The 13,949-nt window shown below is 33.7% G+C and carries 13 protein-coding genes; 3 read left to right on the top strand and 10 right to left on the bottom strand.

From position 1 onward, the window contains the following. Window positions 1-441: 441 nt before the first annotated feature. The 7 genes from J2W48_RS12260 to J2W48_RS12230 form a co-directional block, all read right to left on the bottom strand. On the bottom strand, window positions 442-933 hold the full coding sequence (locus J2W48_RS12260; RefSeq protein WP_310281714.1) for a hypothetical protein: 492 nt from the start codon (window positions 931-933) through the stop codon (window positions 442-444). A 117-nt stretch (window positions 934-1,050) separates the two neighbouring features. After that, window positions 1,051-2,313, bottom strand: coding sequence for a cysteate-C-fatty acyltransferase (capB, locus tag J2W48_RS12255; RefSeq protein ID WP_310281710.1), 1,263 nt, complete (start codon window positions 2,311-2,313; stop codon window positions 1,051-1,053). A gap of 366 nt (window positions 2,314-2,679) precedes the next feature. Continuing rightward, window positions 2,680-3,909: a hypothetical protein gene (locus J2W48_RS12250; protein ID WP_310281707.1), complete on the bottom strand. Its 1,230-nt coding sequence runs from the start codon at window positions 3,907-3,909 to the stop codon at window positions 2,680-2,682. A gap of 123 nt (window positions 3,910-4,032) precedes the next feature. Beyond that, entirely contained in the window at window positions 4,033-4,764 is a 732-nt protein-coding gene (gene ric / locus J2W48_RS12245) for an iron-sulfur cluster repair di-iron protein (RefSeq protein WP_310281704.1), read from the bottom strand. Window positions 4,765-4,781: 17 nt separating this feature from the next. Further along, window positions 4,782-7,019: a nitric-oxide reductase large subunit gene (locus J2W48_RS12240; protein WP_310281701.1), complete on the bottom strand. Its 2,238-nt coding sequence runs from the start codon at window positions 7,017-7,019 to the stop codon at window positions 4,782-4,784. Window positions 7,020-7,108: 89 nt separating this feature from the next. Continuing rightward, window positions 7,109-7,624: an azurin gene (azu, locus tag J2W48_RS12235; protein WP_310281697.1), complete on the bottom strand. Its 516-nt coding sequence runs from the start codon at window positions 7,622-7,624 to the stop codon at window positions 7,109-7,111. A gap of 24 nt (window positions 7,625-7,648) precedes the next feature. Beyond that, complete coding sequence (locus tag J2W48_RS12230; RefSeq protein ID WP_310281694.1) at window positions 7,649-8,098, bottom strand: RrF2 family transcriptional regulator; 450 nt, start codon at window positions 8,096-8,098, stop codon at window positions 7,649-7,651. Window positions 8,099-8,297: 199 nt separating this feature from the next. On the opposite strand from J2W48_RS12230, the gene J2W48_RS12225 reads away from it, so the two are divergent. Next, window positions 8,298-9,077 (top strand): NYN domain-containing protein, encoded by a 780-nt coding sequence (locus J2W48_RS12225; protein ID WP_310281691.1) that lies wholly within the window; start codon window positions 8,298-8,300, stop codon window positions 9,075-9,077. Between the two features lie 26 nt (window positions 9,078-9,103). Next, window positions 9,104-10,618, top strand: coding sequence for an FMN-binding glutamate synthase family protein (locus J2W48_RS12220; protein WP_310281689.1), 1,515 nt, complete (start codon window positions 9,104-9,106; stop codon window positions 10,616-10,618). Window positions 10,619-10,695: 77 nt separating this feature from the next. On the opposite strand, the gene J2W48_RS12215 is transcribed toward J2W48_RS12220, so the two are convergent. Together J2W48_RS12215 and J2W48_RS12210 are read right to left on the bottom strand one after the other, a co-directional pair. Further along, on the bottom strand, window positions 10,696-11,103 hold the full coding sequence (locus tag J2W48_RS12215) for a hypothetical protein (protein ID WP_310281686.1): 408 nt from the start codon (window positions 11,101-11,103) through the stop codon (window positions 10,696-10,698). Window positions 11,104-11,182: 79 nt separating this feature from the next. Beyond that, on the bottom strand, window positions 11,183-11,632 hold the full coding sequence (locus J2W48_RS12210; protein ID WP_310281683.1) for a NanQ anomerase/TabA/YiaL family protein: 450 nt from the start codon (window positions 11,630-11,632) through the stop codon (window positions 11,183-11,185). Between the two features lie 227 nt (window positions 11,633-11,859). Here J2W48_RS12210 and J2W48_RS12205 point away from each other — a divergent pair, with 227 nt between their 5' ends. Then, window positions 11,860-12,180 (top strand): ribosomal maturation YjgA family protein, encoded by a 321-nt coding sequence (locus J2W48_RS12205; protein WP_310281678.1) that lies wholly within the window; start codon window positions 11,860-11,862, stop codon window positions 12,178-12,180. Here the strand turns inward: J2W48_RS12205 and J2W48_RS12200 are convergent. Further along, entirely contained in the window at window positions 12,161-13,939 is a 1,779-nt protein-coding gene (locus J2W48_RS12200; protein ID WP_310281675.1) for an ABC transporter ATP-binding protein, read from the bottom strand. The genes J2W48_RS12205 and J2W48_RS12200 overlap by 20 nt on opposite strands. Window positions 13,940-13,949: the final 10 nt, after the last annotated feature.

Raw genomic sequence — 13,949 nt, 5'->3', positions numbered from 1 at the left:
AATAAAGGCTCTTTTGGTCATTATGTTGATCTAAATAAATTTATAAACAGTTTCTTATTAAACAAATATAAGTAAGAAAAGACTTTATAACAAGACTCTTTTTGTATCAAAAGACGGTATACATTGTATCATTTTGAGTTAATACAACAAAAATTGCTGTTTTTTTAGCAAACATTTCATTTATAAAAATAAAATCATCAAGACTATTTCTCAATTCATCCTATCAATACTTAGATTTCTATATATCGAGCATTCATTTACCAATCAATACTAAGGCAAGCACATTATCCAAAAGACAGAAATGATGAAGTTTCCCTCTGGCATGAAGCTTTTATCAATGCCAGAAAATGGATTGAGAAAAACTAAAATCGCTTTTTTATAAATGCAAAACGCCCGAAAAATTTCGGGCGTTTTTTATATATTTTACAAACGAAATAAAAACTAGTCTTCCTGATTACAATCTATTTTTGTCAAAGTATTTTTGATATCAAATTTCAATGTTTTTTTATCTTTAAAACTTACTTTTCCATTGGCTTCTACAACATCTCCATAACCTTCTATATATGTTCCATCCTTCTGTAAAAAAGCTACTTGTCTAACGGAAGAAACACCTTCTGAATCAAAAGTATAGTCGGCAATCAGGGTATCCCCGTAAATATTACCAATCAGAGTTCCTTCATTTTTATCTTTTCCATAAAGGCTATAACTTAGTTTACCATTAACTTCCTGATTGCTGTTTACATTAAAACTCATCCAGATAGTATTATTATTGGCTGTAGAGGCGTAACATTGATTACCTGATGGATCAGGCTGTGCCGCAGAATCGGGCGCTGTTAGAATTTCTTCTGTTGCTGGTGTTACCGTTGCTGTCTTTTGACATGAAACAAAAACTCCCATAACAACAAATACTACTATTACTATTGCTCTTTTCATATTCTTTTTTTTAATGATTTAGTGGATATAAATGTAACTGAAAAGCAAAAAAAAACCATTCTTTAGAGAATGGCTTTTTTATATAATTCCCATATAACAGGAATATTTTTTCAGGAACTACGCGTCTAAATCAACTTTAGTCCGGCTTGCAATTTCTTTATAAGTTCCGTTTTCTAATTTTTCACGAATAGCTTCAAAAGCAGTAAGTGTTTCATCAATATCATCCAATGTATGTGGAGCTGTTGGAATAACGCGTAATAAAATCATTCCTTTTGGAATAACCGGATAAATTACTATCGACAAGAAAATACCATAGTTTTCTCTTAAATCATTTACCATTACCATCGCTTCCGGTACACTTCCCTGAAGATAAACTGGCGTAACGCAAGTATTGGTGTCACCAATATTAAACCCTTTATTTCTTAAACCACTTTGCAAAGCATTTACATTTTCCCATAATTTGTCTTTCAATCCCGGGTTATCACGCAATAATTGCAAACGTTTCAAAGAACCAATTGTCTGAATCATTGGCAATGCTTTTGCAAACATTTGAGAACGCAGATTGTATTTCAAATAATCAATAATGTCTTTATCAGCTGCTACAAAAGCACCAATATTGGCCATAGATTTGGCAAACGTAGAAAAATATACATCGATTCCATCCTGACAGCCTTGCTCCTCACCTGCTCCGGCACCTGTTTTACCAAGCGTACCAAAACCATGTGCATCATCAACCAAAAGACGGAAATTGTATTTCTTTTTCATTGCTACAATCTCTTTCAACTTTCCTTGCTGGCCGCGCATTCCAAAAACACCTTCGGTAATAAAAAGAATTCCTCCACCTGTTTCCTTAGCTATTTTAGTTGCACGTTGCAGGTTTTTCTCCATACTTTCGATATCGTTATGCTTGTAAGTAAAACGTTTTCCACTATGCAAACGAACTCCGTCAATAATACAAGCGTGCCCATCTACATCATACACAATTACATCATTTCTAGTCACCAGTGCATCAATTATAGAAACCATTCCCTGGTAACCAAAATTCAACAAATAAGCTGATTCTTTCATTACAAAGGCAGCCAATTCCTGCTCTAATTGTTCGTGATATTTAGTGTGGCCACTCATCATACGTGCACCCATTGGGGCTGCAGCACCAAATTCTAAGGCTGCATCTGCATCTGCTTTACGAACTTCAGGATGGTTTGCCAGACCTAAATAGTCATTCAAACTCCAGTTTAAAACCTCTTTTCCCTGAAACTTCATTCTTGGCCCTAAGTCTCCTTCTAATTTTGGAAATACAAAATAACCTTCTGCTTGTGATGCCCATTTTCCTAGTGGACCTTTATTGTTCTGAATTCTTTCGAATAAATCTTTTACCATAATATAGTGAAGTAATAATTTTAATTTAAACAGCGAGCAAAAATAATCATTATTATTTCTAAAAATTCAGACTGTTATTTATTTTTATTAAAAAATATCAAGCATAAAAATATTTAACAAGATTTAACTTTATACCTAAATCAAATTTATTCTATTTATAAACTAATGAAATATCGCTAGTTAGAATTATTAAAAACAGCCATTCAGGTGTTTTTGTACAGAGAAACGAAAAAAAATATATCGAGAACCATTTTTAATGGATATTTTTCTGCTCTTGATACAATTTTCTATCGAAAATCACTCAAACTGACGCAAAATATTCATTTAAAAACTAATTAGACCCAACAGGTTAATGAAATGTATAAATCAGCAAAAATTTGAAATGGGCAGACACTTTTTATTGTTTATAACAGAAGTTATAATTAAAATTAATCCGAAGACAATGAGTACACTAAAAACTAAAATACCCTGAAGATATCCTGAAATCATTCCTTTTCCCAAAAAAAAGAGTCCGCCTTGACAAAACAACAGAAGTTCTGTCGCTATGTAACCCAGAATAAAACATTTCATCCCTAATTTCATTAAAGGCGAATTAACGGGAAGCATTTTATTCTGCAGTAATATTCCAAACAAAAATCCGGTTATAATTCCTAAAGTGGTCAGGTGAATAAAGCCAATAACAAAATTCCTGATTTGATGTGAAACTTCGACAAGATTTGGAAAAAGGGCCAACAATTGAATTCCAATTTTCAAAAACAAGGAACATAAAGCCAAGCCATAAACCATTTTGGCAGTTTTATCTAAACCTGTTTTAAAAAGGCTTCTGTGCGGTTGCAGCATTTTATAGAAATATATAAAAGCAATTAACTGCAGTACAACTCCGAGCGCATTTATCCAATTTAAAATATTATTATCAACGAACCAGCGAATTGGAAATGAAAGCGTTAATAAAGTCGAAATAATTATAAGTAAATAAAATTTTCTAAATATTTTGGTCTCGATAATATTCTGAAACTGTTTTAAAAACAATGCCAAAACAGCAAACAAAAACCATCCGTTGAACTGAAAATGCAGAAAAAACTGAATTGAAATTTGATAAAATGCACTTTTTCCAAGAGTACTTACTGCCGGCCCTAAACACCAGACACCGAAAGTTGACAAAACCATAAACAAAACGGAAGCTTTCAAAAGTGCGTTAGCAGGCATTTTTTCCTTGAAACTGTCTTTCCAGACTAATCTGCAAAAAAAATAACTCAACAAAATATGCATTGTCGAAAATATAATCGAAAACAGCGCATATCCCTGAATGGGAAAGGTAACCATCATTCCGATCACCGAAAATTGCGTACACCAGAATAAACGATTGTAAACAGGTTTTTGGCTTTTTTCTTTTGGAATAAAAAAGTGAACAATCAAAACATATATTATCAGGTAAACCCATCCCAGCATAGCCACATGTGAATGCGCATGAAGCAAAAAACTGTAGTTTATAAAATCTAAAGGAAAAAGGTACATAAACCGCATTAACAACCCAAAAAAAGAGGCAATAAGGAAATTTAAAAAACAGCAAACGATCCAGTTTTTTTGAGAATTCATCTTTAGTACTTCCATTTTAGAATATTAAAAATAATAAATAAAGCACCTCTTCGAATAAAAAACACCGATAACAATCAACATTTTGATCTTTTACCGGTGTTTTTACACTATTAAAATTAATTTTTACTCCACTGCAGCAAATTCCTTTTCCAAAAGGACTGCTTTAGGAAATAAGATATTGTTTTCCAGATGAATGTGTTTGTGCAAATCTTCTTCAAATTCTTTTAGCATGGCAAAAGTTACTTTGTAAGTAGTACAAGCGTCAGTCGGAGGTGTATAATTATCAGTCAAATTAGCAATTTCTCTAAAACGTTCACCCTCGTTATCATGGTCATTCATCATCATGGCAATTGGGTTTGATATCGTTCCAAAAGAAGGCTGTGATAAAACCCCGTCAGCATCTTTTGTTTTTACCATTCTTTTTACAAAAGGAAACAAAACCAATTCTTCTTTTTTCATGTGTTGCGATAATTCACCTGCGCAGCCTATAAACAACTCATTTATCTTGAATAATTCCGGATGATTGGCACCGTGAACTTTGCATAATTTATCCAGAAAGGCGAGCAATACCTGTGATTTTTCTTCCACATAACGATGATGCGTTTTCTCAATATAATCAGCCAGTAAATCTAAAGGCCAGGAATTAAAATCAATTGAATTGTTATTTTCTGATTGCAAAACGTTGTACACATTTTGCAGTAAGGTATCAGAATTAATGCCTTGTTTTTCGCAAACCTCGGTTACCGTTCTGTTTCCTTTACAGCAAAAATCTATTTTATATTTAGAAAATACAGCCGCTGTCCTGAAATCTTCAGCAACAAATGATCCTATTGTTTTGTTTTTTAAATTTTCCATAATAATCATTATTAAGTTTATTTATTTTTATTTTTTAAAGTCAGGTCAAATACAAACCACGCCATTGTTATAAATCCAATCCCGAAGATAGAATCCCCTATAGCGCGAAGCCATTTTAGCGTAATCATTGCCGGTTGCTGCATTAATTCTGATGAACGCGCATACCACATTCCGTGTTCAATACTTTCAATTGCCTGCCAGACACCTATTGGAAGTAAGCTCAGCACAGCCATCAAAAACAAACCGATATTTAACGACCAAAAAGTAATTTTAAGCAGTTTTGTATTCCAGTTTACATTCCTGTATAAACTTCTCAATACAAATAAAACCAATCCAATTCCCAGCATTCCATAAACGCCAAACAAAGCAGTGTGAGCGTGGAGAGGCGTTGTATTTAAACCTTGCACATAATAGAGTGCTATTGGCGGATTGATGATGAATCCGAAAATTCCGGCTCCAAGGAAATTCCAGAATGCCACTGAAATCATAAAATAAATGGGCCATTTATAATCAATAATCCATTGTGTTGATTTTGATATTTTGTAATTCTGATAAGCTTCAAATCCGATTAAGGTTAAAGGAACGACTTCCAGAGCGCTGAACGTAGCTCCGAATGCCATAATTGCTGTTGGGGTTCCGGAAAAATACAGGTGATGAAACGTTCCTAAAATACCACCGGACATGAAAATTATGGTTGCAAATAAAACATTTAATGTTGCGGTTTTAGTTTTCAATAATCCTAATCGAACAAATAAAAATGCCATAACTACGGTAGCAAAAACTTCGAAGAAACCTTCAACCCAAAGGTGAACTACCCACCATCTCCAGTATTCTGCAATGGCCAGATTTGTTTGTCTTCCCCACATTAATCCCGCACCGTAAAACATTGCGATTGCAGCACAAGAGATCAGGAACAAAATGATTAGGTTTTTTTCTTGTGTTTTTTTCTTTAGAATCGGAATTAATGGTCGTACCATTAAAGCCAGCCATAAAAACAATCCTACTAAAAGGAAAATCTGCCAGAAACGACCTAAATCAACATATTCGTAACCCTGATGACCAAACCAGAAATTCTCTACCAGATTTAATTTCTGCATTACACCAAACCATTGCCCGGCCATTGAGCCCAAAACAATAATTAACAAAGCAAAAAACAAAAAGTTCACTCCAAAACATTGAAATTTAGGATCTTTGCCGGATACTGCCGGAGCGATATATAATCCTGTCGCCAGCCAGGCAGTTGCTATCCAGAAAATGGCCAATTGCGTATGCCATGTACGGGTAACGGCATAAGGTAAAATCTGGTCTATCGGAATTCCGTAAAATCCGTTACCTTCAACACCATAATGGGCTGTAATTATTCCGAAAACCATTTGTAGAATCATCAGTAAACTAACAATCCAAAAATATTTCGTAACCAGGCCCATTGATGGCGTTTTGCCCTGTTTGATGATCGGATCTTCTTCAGGAAGCAAAAAATCCTCCTCTTCACCGGATTTGGCATGATAAAAAACCAGAATTCCGATGCTTAAAATCAATAAAATAACACTGACCCCGGACCAAATTAAAAGTTCTTTTGTTGCTTTATTTCCTACCAGTTCATCTGATGGCCAATTGTGCGTATACGAAATATCAGAATCAGGTCGCTGCGTTACCGTTGCCCATGTTGCCCAGAAGAAAAATGCATTCATTTTATGCATCCGCCCTTCCTCTTTTATGGAATTTTTTGGAATCGCATATTCTCCTCTCAGCTTATCAAATTTAGGATCATCTGTAAAAAGCCCTTTGTAATATTTGCTTAAACTTTCGATGGCTGCCACACGATTTTCAGATATCGTAAGAACACCTGAATTGGGATCATATCGATTAGTTCGCAAATCTTTCTGCAATCGGATTTTTAAGGCTGATTGCTTTTCAGCATCTAAATCTTCAAACTTTTTATTAAAGTCTTCTTTTGCGTATTTATCAAGTATAAAAACGGCTTCCCTATGCAGCCAATCGGCAGTCCAGTCCGGTGCTACATAGGCACCGTGTCCCCAAATAGAACCTACTTCCTGCCCTCCTATACTTTGCCAGACATTTTGTCCGTCTTTAATTTCTTCTTCAGAAAAAATCAGTTTACCGCTATCTGAAACAACTTTCGCTGGAACTGGAGGTGCCTGCTGGTAAATTTCATAACCATAGTAACCAAGCACTGCAAAAGAGATAGTCATTACCAAAGCAAATACTATCCATAATTTTTTTTCTCTTGTCATTTTGATTTTATTTAATAAAAGACTTTTTTGTCTTTTATTTATTTTAAAAAAAACTCCAAAACCATTACCAGGAGTGGAGCTAACGTTATTTACTCAACAATTAATACCCCTTTCATCACAGCCACATGGCCAGGAAAAGTACAAAGAAAATTGTATGTCCCTTTTTTGTCAATTGTAAATTCGATTGTATCTTCTTCACCGCCTCCAATTAATTTAGTGTGGGCAATTATAGAAGCTTTTTCTGAAGCCGGAATATAATCAGTGATTTTGGCTTCGATAGCTTTGGCAGCAAAAGCAGCTTCGTCTGTTCCTTCCTGTAAAATAACTAAATTATGCCCCATTGCTTCTTTGGGGATCCTTCCAACATGCTTTAAAGTTAGCGTAATTGGCTTGCCTGCAACAGCTTTCAATTCATTGGCACTAAACTGCATTTGATCATTTCCCTCGATGACTAAAACATTACTAACAACTTCCGGATCCGTTACAGTTTCTCCTTCTGTTTCAGTCATTTCTGTTGATTGGTCTGCAGGTGCTGTTTCTTTTTTTCCGCAAGATGTTATTGTTAAAAACCCCATAAGGATTAATAGTGAAATTTTGGTTTTCATATTCATTTTAGCTATTTATAAGTGTTAATTGTTTGTATTTAATGTTTTTAAATAAAAATCTCCTGCTTTTACTCCTGAAGCGAGCTGTTCTAAAGTCGTTTTTGTGAGCATTTCTAAAAGGATACCTCTTATTTTTTTGAATTCGTGATGAACGGGACAAGGATGGTCCTCTGAACATTGTTTCAGTCCGATTCCGCATCCCCTGTATATTTTATCGCCATCAATAGCGTCTACAATCTGAATTAATTTTATCGATTTTACAGCTTCACTGGAAACTTCAAAGCCTCCTCCCACTCCTTTAGCCGAATGAATGATTCCGTTTTTAGTCAAAATCTGCATAATTTTTGCAGTAAATGGTTCTGGAGAATCGATTTCTTTTGCAACATCTTTTATTCCAACCCTTATTCCTTGTGAAGATTTGGTTGCTATAAATATAGAAGCTCTAATTCCGTATTCACATGCTTTTGAAAACATAACTATTCATTATTTTTTTACAAATGTATTTATTATTATAATAAAAGACAAATTTATCTTTAATTAATTTCCTTCTACAAATTGTTATTTATAAGTAAAATAATTAACTAAATTCAAAAACACATATTTGAGATTAAATCATATAAAAACCCAATTTTAATTTTAACTTTGAATGTACTTAATTCTTAATATCTAAATAATGGCTTTAAGCAATACTAAAGACCTGAAACTTGCCGTTCTAATTGATGCTGACAATGTACCGTACAGCAATGTAAAAGGTATGATGGAAGAAATAACAAAATTCGGCACTCCAACCACCAAACGTATTTATGCGGACTGGACAAAACCCAATTCTAATGGATGGAAAGGCGTTTTACTTGAACATGCCATAACCCCCATTCAGCAATATAGTTATACGGTAGGTAAAAACTCCTCAGATTCGGCTTTGATTATTGATGCCATGGATTTACTCTATTCCGGGAAATTAGATGGTTTTTGCATAGTTTCCAGCGACAGTGATTTTACACGTCTTGCTATTCGTTTAAGGGAATCCGGCATGAAAGTGATTGGTATTGGAGAAAAGAAGACTCCAAATTCCTTTATTGTTGCCTGTGACCGATTTATCTATATCGAAGTTTTGGATGGTGCTATTCAGAAGAAAAAACCAAAACCTGCCACAGCCGATTCTAAAAAACCTGTAGAAAAACCTGCTGCTAAAGCTTTAGCCAAAATTGATGCCGCTACTATTGAACTGATCGAAGCAACAATCGAAGACATTGAAGATGATGATGGCTGGGCATTTTTGGGGGATGTTGGAAATCTTATCGTAAAGAAAAAGCCCGAATTTGACCCAAGAAATTACGGTTTTTCCAAACTAACACCTATGTTAAAATCATTAACCGATATTCTTGAAATTGACGAACGGGAATCTGATAAAAAAGGAATCAAACATGTATACGTACGTTTACGATTCAATTAATTCAAAAAAACAAATTATTTATAAACGTGAGAAAAAAATTCTTTATTTACGGATTCTTATTGTTTCTGATTGTCGCAGCAATATATTATTATTTTAAACTTGGATTTTTACTATTGATTGCTTTACCAATCTTATTGGTAGTCGGAATTTTTAATTCTATCCAGAAAAAACATGCTATTTTAAGAAACTTTCCAGTCCTTGGCTATTTCAGATATTTGTTCGAAATGATAGCTCCTGAAATACAGCAATATTTTATAGAAAAATCTACTGATGGGAAACCATTTTCCAGAAACCAACGTTCTTTAGTGTATCAAAGAGCCAAAAATATAGATTCAAGTACTCCATTTGGAACACAGTTAAATCTTAATGACAGAAATTATGAAGGTATAAAGCATTCTATTTTCCCCACAAAAGTCAATGAGGAATTACCTCGTGTTTTAGTGGGCGGAAAAGACTGTAAACAACCTTATCTGGCTTCTATATTAAATGTTTCAGCCATGAGTTTTGGCTCGTTAAGTGAAAATGCTGTTCGTGCTATCAATATTGGGGCACAAAAAGGAAAATTTTATCAAAACACCGGTGAAGGTGGTTTAACGGATTATCATTTGGAAGGCGGAGGTGATATTACCTGGCAAATCGGAACGGGATATTTTGGATGTCGTGATGCACAAGGGAATTTCAATCCTGAAAAATTCTCAGAAAAAGCAAATCTCCCTAATGTAAAAATGATAGAGATTAAACTTTCACAGGGTGCAAAACCAGGCCACGGAGGTGTGCTGCCAGCCACTAAAAACACGGAACAAATTGCCCGAATAAGAGGCGTTGAACCTCACACCATGATTCTTTCTCCTCCTAGTCACAGTGCTTTTTCTGATGCTAAAGGATTAGTACATTTTATTAAACAATTACGTGGATTATCCAACGGAAAGCCAATTGGATTTAAATTATGCATTGGAAATACTACGGAATTTGAAGCCATTTGTCACGAAATGATCGCAGAGGATTGTTATCCGGACTTCATTACTGTTGATGGTGCCGAAGGAGGAACAGGAGCTGCTCCCTTAGAATTTGCTGACGGTGTTGGAATGCCATTTGCGCCTGCCCTGATTTTCGTCAACAAAACTTTAGTCGGGTTAAATATTCGGGACAAAATTCGCATTATTGGCAGCGGAAAAATCATTTCCGGTTATTCTATTTTGCACGCCATTGCATTAGGTGCCGATATGTGCAACAGTGCAAGAGGCTTTATGTTTTCGTTAGGGTGCATTCAGGCATTACGCTGTCATAATAACGAATGTCCTACGGGTGTTGCAACGCAGAATAAAATGCTGATGAAGGGTTTGGTTGTAACTGATAAATCAGAACGAGTATACCATTTTCATAAAAACACCTTACATGCTGCCAATGAACTTTTAGCTGCAGCAGGAAAAAATAGTTATGCTGATGTTGATATTAATATTTTTATGCGGGGAGATGAATTTTCTGCTCTTTCAGATTCTTATTTCCCTGATAACTTAAGCAATGTTATCAGACATCATTAAACTTAAAAGCCTCTAATTTTAAATAAGAGGCTTTTAAATTATATAATTTGCAAATCTTTCAATTTAAAAAATTCGACTTATTTTTTCGTCAATTCTACTAATCCTTCTTTATCTATAAGTTTCTGATTTAAAATAGTATTGTTGCTGGCTAAAAAATAAACATCAAAAATCACTCCTTCGTCAATTAGATCCTTAGAAATCCTATCACTCTTGATCATTTCAGCAAGGAACTTGGGAAACACCTGATTAGACACTAATTTATTTGACTGGTTTTGCTCTAAATCGGTTTCAATTCTAAGTTCGATTTTATTGTCAGCCAAAAAACCTTTAGCAGTAGTTCCCCTAATGTTTTCTCCTTCAAAAAGTGCTGCAGTATTGTTATAAGTATTAACATGTTCCTGAATTTTTTGCTTGGTATTTTTACAACTTACCAATAAAAACAGAAGAATAATAGTAAACGAAATTTGAGTAATCCTTTTAATCATAGCTCTTAATTTTGAGGTTATTTTGCAAAAAAAGCTTCTTTAATACGATTAAGAAACTTTAATAAAACTTGATATCAAATTATATTTCGACTTTTATCACCATTTTATTCAATGTACCTGTACTAATCATTGGAGCATGAACATCTTCCGGAAAAAGTATTACAAACTGATTTTCTTTTAATTCAAAAAAAGTATCTGGTTGGTCTTTAAAAAAACGCACATCTTTCTCTTCATTGTAGCCTCCGTTTGGCAATACACATTTGGCTCGTGGTTTCCATGCAAAAGTTTCACTTTCACTTATACAAAACTGAATATCGATATTCTTATCATGACATTCAAAAGTTGCTAAACTTTCTTCTTCAGATTTTCCTTTTCCATTATATCCAAAAAACTTCACTCCTTCAATTTCATGTTTAAAATCTGCCGGAAGATTTTTTAAATCATTTTGTCGTAAATAATCAAAAGCTTTCCTGAAGGAAGGATGTAAAACTTCATATTTACCTGCATTTTCTAACGAATCTAGAATCATAATTGTATTTTAGTTTGAATTTGGTTTATTCCTAATTGTAAAAATACTATATAAACTTATTTGAATGTAACTAAAATTATATGATTATCAAATTAGTTGTTTTTACTTTCCTCATATTTGTAACTTTGGCAATCAAAAAATTCTCATAAAATAATTAAACATTACATTTGAAAAAATACAGAATCCGTTATTTTATCCTTTTACTCTTGATTATTTTTCTTGGAATTATGTCAAGAAAAGCTACTTCGATTCCATTATGTACTGGCGATTTTCTATATGCCATTATGATTTATGTTTTAATCAGAATCATTTTCATTAACAAAAAAGCGCACCAAATAGTTGTATTGTCCCTGATGACCTGTTACGGAATTGAGTTTTTACAGCTATACCAAGGAAACTGGATGTCTGAACTTAGAAAAACGTTTTTTGGAAGGTACGTTTTAGGACAAGGTTTTTTATGGACAGATATTTTAGCTTACACTTTTGGAATTTTGATTGCTTTTATTTCAGAATTTACGTTGAAGTATTTTAATCAAAAGTCTGCGTAATTTTCTCAATATTTAAACTGTTTGCCATTGCCATAAATATCTGATAGTAAGCTCCTTTATTATCATACAATTCATCATGAGTGCCTTTTTCTACACATTTCCCTTTTTCAAGAACAATAATATTAGAGGCATCAATAATTTGGGAAATGCTATGCGATATTATAATCACTGTTCTGTCTTTTTTAATAGCATCCAGTGATTTTTTTATTTGTTCTGTAGCAATGGCGTCTAAACTTGCCGTTGGTTCATCTAAGAATATTATTGGCGGATTTTTTAGAAAAAGTCTGGCAATTGCAATTCGTTGTTGCTGTCCACCGGAAAGTAAATGAGCATCAGAATCATAACCTTTTGGCAATTGCATTACCTGCTCATGAATGTAAGCTTGTTTTGCCGCCTCAATTATTTCTGATTTTGAAGCATCCGGATTTCCGTATAAAATATTTTCAGCGATAGTACCTTTAAAAATATGATTTTTCTGAAGCACTAATCCAATATTCTTGCGAAGGAAATCTGTATCATAATCAATTAGATCCACTCCATCCAGATAAATATGTCCAGATGACGGCAAATAAAATTTATCCAGCAAATTGATGACGGTACTTTTTCCGGCTCCGCTTAGTCCAACTAAAGCCGTTGTTTCATTCGGTTTTACTGTGAAACAAATATTGTAAAGTGCTTTAGTTCCATTTGGATAAGTAAAATCTACATTTTTTACCTCAATCAGCCCAACAATTTTTTCCGGTATGTAATTTCCGCTGGTTTCTATTTCCTGTTCAGATTCTAAAATATCAAAGAAGCCTTCAGAATAAATTAAGGCATCATTTACTTCATCATAAATTCGGTGCAATTGCCTGATTGGCGCCGAAACATTATTAAATAGCATAATATGAAACATGATTGCCCCAATAGTCATAGTATTATTTAGCACAAAATATGCTGTCAGAATAATGATGATTACCATTCCTATTTGTTCGACAAAACTTTTAACGCTTTCAAAAATAAAACTGGTTTTTCTGGTTTCCAGTTGATTTTCGGTCATTTCAAACTGAATTTTCTGATGACGATCAGCTTCTGAAGGTTCACGTACAAATGATTTAATAACGGTTATAGATTCAATCAGACTTATAATCCCGTTATTTTTAGTTTCACGATAGGTTCGCATCCTCCGTCTAAAACCACTTAACTTAGTTGCTTGTAATTGGCTGATAAAAAAGTAAATTGGTATAATGCACAAGCTAACCAAACCAACATAAAAATTGGCATAGAACATAATTATTAAAGCAACAAACGCATTGGCGAACAAAGGCAGAATGTCTATAAAAAAGTTTTGAACCAATCTAGTTAAACTACTAATACCTAAATCAATTCTTGTTTGAAGTTTTCCGCTTTCATTTTCATCAGAAGTATAAAATTCCATCCTATAGCTGAGAATTTTTTCGACGATTGTTTGAGAAATATCACGGGTTATAAAAATGCGGAGTTTCTCTCCATAAAATTTTTGTCCAAATTGAACAACTGAATTTACCAATTCTTTTGTCAGCAATACAATACTAATTATGCCTAATAGATGAAATCCTTTTGACAGAGGTTCGTGGGCTACCATTAGATTATTAATTGTATCAACTGTATATTTTAAAATTAATGCATTTACCTGTGCAGCAAATGAGCCCAAAAATGTAAGTAATAAAGTAGCAATGACCATTTTTCTGTAAGGCTTAACAAAAGGCATTATTTTTTTATACAGAACTGATAATTGCATTTATTTTATT

Origin of the sequence: Flavobacterium piscis (genome assembly GCF_031457575.1) — a bacterium.
GTDB classification, from domain to species: domain Bacteria; phylum Bacteroidota; class Bacteroidia; order Flavobacteriales; family Flavobacteriaceae; genus Flavobacterium; species Flavobacterium piscis_A.
This window is presented reverse-complemented; position numbering and strand designations above follow the sequence as displayed.